We start from the raw sequence: 2,515 nt of genomic DNA, 5'->3' as shown, positions 1-2,515 counted from the left end.
CAGGTCTGTTTTTTTCATCAAGACTCCAGTTGTATTGATATCTAGCCTGTTTTATATCCTTTTGCCAGGCATTTTCAAGCTTTTGCCGCCAGCCTTTTTCAAACACTTCATCTAAATCGGTGCAAACACAAATATCTGCATCTTTGGGTACTAACTCCAATGACTTATTTCTGGCAACATCAAACCGCCAAGGCTTAATCTTTTTTTTAAAAACTTTTACGCCTTTTCGCTTAAGTTTAAAAATAGTATTATCTTGAGACCCTGTATCAAGAACAATTATTTCATCCGCTTCGGACATAGAATCAACCCAGCGGTCTACAAATTGTTCTTCGTCTTTGGCGATAGCGTATACTACTATTTTATACTTGGCACTCATCTAATTTTAATACTACTATTCCGCCTTGACCTATTACATCAGCAAGACATACAGTATCATTGGATGTGTTTCGCACTGTCATTGTAAACGTGCTTCCAGGAGGTACAACTACAATAGCGTTGCCCATGATCTGCCCTGCTCTTTTATTGGTAGTAGATGTTGAAACTACTCTGCCGTTAACAACAAGAGAAAATTGAATATTTCGACCTGATTTGGTGCCATCTACAGCAATAAACCAATTGACATAATATGTCCCGCTTTGTAAGACAAATTCTCCTGTTTGGGTATTATAGTCAATGCATCTTGAGGCATCGACTTCCATTTCATTAAAAATATAATTAGCATTATTAGCCAAGCTAAAAACTTCCGGATCTATTGTGTTAGCAAAAACGCCTGCAACTCCGGGGCCTTGAGGACCTGTGGGACCCGTTGGACCTGTCGGACCTGTGGGACCTGTCGGACCAGTGGGTCCAGTTGGTCCTGTTGGGCCAATGGGACCTATTGGACCTGTCGGACCTATGGGACCTGTCGGACCTGTGGGGCCTTGAAAACCTTGTGGACCTTGAGGACCCTGTCGTCCTTGATCGCCCTTTCTTCCTCGTGGCCCTTCACAACAACATATTTCTATTTTTTTGCAATCATCACTCATATATCTACACACTTTTGTATTTTTTTCTTTAGACAATACCAATATATGAGCAAAATCAATAACTTGACAAATAACGCAAAAATCTTTTATGTGATTTGATGTATTTTATATGAATATTAAAATAGCTGTATTCAATTATCTTGAATTTTTGCTATTATCATGTGAAGATCTAAAAAAACTAAAAAATTGAAAAAGATGATTATAATTACTAAGATTAATTAAAATATTTTTTAAATAAAATGAAAACAGATAACTAAGATAATTAGATTATAAAATATCATTTTTTATCTTTTTATCTTAACAGAATAATAACAACTATATTGATATGATATTATTATTTGCTTGATTTTTAATTATCTGTAAATAAAATTCATGCATCAATATAAAAAACGCAGCTGTTGCAAACAAAGCGTTAATCGGAGCGATATTAATAGGCATAGTTTTTAGGTATTGCATAAATGTTGTTAATACACCAACGTTTAGACATAAACAAATCAAAACTGATCGATTGTTTTTATTGATGATTGCATAAATTATTGAAAAGACTATTGCAAAATATAAAAATCTATCTAGCATTTTGGGCATCAAAAAGACAACCCCAAAGCAAAAGCAAAATGCTATTAAAATAAAATCATTTATTGATAATGTTGCATTTGCCTTGAGCTTTTTTATAACAAAATAATATATAAAAACCAAATACGATAAAGTTAATAATATAAGCAATATCAGTGCTATATAATAACCTATCTGACCTTTTTTAAATAGCGAAAAGAATACAGCAAAATTGGCGCAATTTTTAGAAAGTTCAGGATATGTTGAGGATTGCTTTAGATAGATTGAGTAAATATCCCACAGGCTTCTTCCAAAAAAGAAAGGCACAATATTAACTAAAACAAAAACGACGGGTACAACTAAAATGTCTTTCCATTTCAAATATTTTGGTTCTTTATTTAAAAGTAATACTAAAACAACAGGATATAATAACAGGGCTTGCATTTTAAATGAAATGCTTAATCCAAAACAAATAAAACTTCTTATAGATTTTTTCTTTAATGCATAATAAAAACCCAATAGTCCAAAAAAAGTATAAATTGAATCACATTGAGCCCAAACTGCACTATCAGTCAAAAATACACCGCATAATAAAATAGCACCAAAGTAAATAGGTGAACAAGGCTTTTTTAAGACATAACTTGCAACTTTTATTATAAGAAATGCTGTTAAGATCTCAAAAATAATAGACAAAAGCTTTATCTCATACAAATCATTTAGTGGCGTTCTTGAAAATAATATTAAAAAATAATTATATGCGGGCATATAATTGCTGATATTAGAGCGCATTGCATCCCCAATACTGCCTGCCTTATATTCTTTACACCAAACAGATAAAAATTCTAAATAGTCATTGGTTATAAAATCAGCAAATAATATTCTGGTTATTAAGCTCATAAGAAGCAATAAAGCCAGAATAATTATTTCAGCTTTTTTTT

The 2,515-nt window shown here is 32.1% G+C and carries 3 protein-coding genes; all 3 read right to left on the bottom strand.

Features of this window, described 5'->3' with window-relative positions; translation table 11 throughout:
* Positions 1 to 376, bottom strand: a 376-nt coding sequence (locus VIL26_05975; GenBank protein ID HEY8390481.1) for a glycosyltransferase, incomplete at its 3' end; no start/stop codon positions are given.
* Positions 360 to 1,025: a hypothetical protein gene (locus VIL26_05970; protein ID HEY8390480.1), complete on the bottom strand. Its 666-nt coding sequence runs from the start codon at positions 1,023 to 1,025 to the stop codon at positions 360 to 362. The genes VIL26_05970 and VIL26_05975, both read right to left, overlap by 17 nt.
* Before the next feature lie 315 nt (positions 1,026 to 1,340).
* Positions 1,341 to 2,515: hypothetical protein (locus tag VIL26_05965; protein ID HEY8390479.1), on the bottom strand; the 1,175-nt coding region annotated here is incomplete at its 5' end.

It is taken from the genome of Clostridia bacterium (assembly GCA_036562685.1).
GTDB lineage: Bacteria > Bacillota > Clostridia > Christensenellales > DUVY01 > DUVY01.
This window is presented reverse-complemented; position numbering and strand designations above follow the sequence as displayed.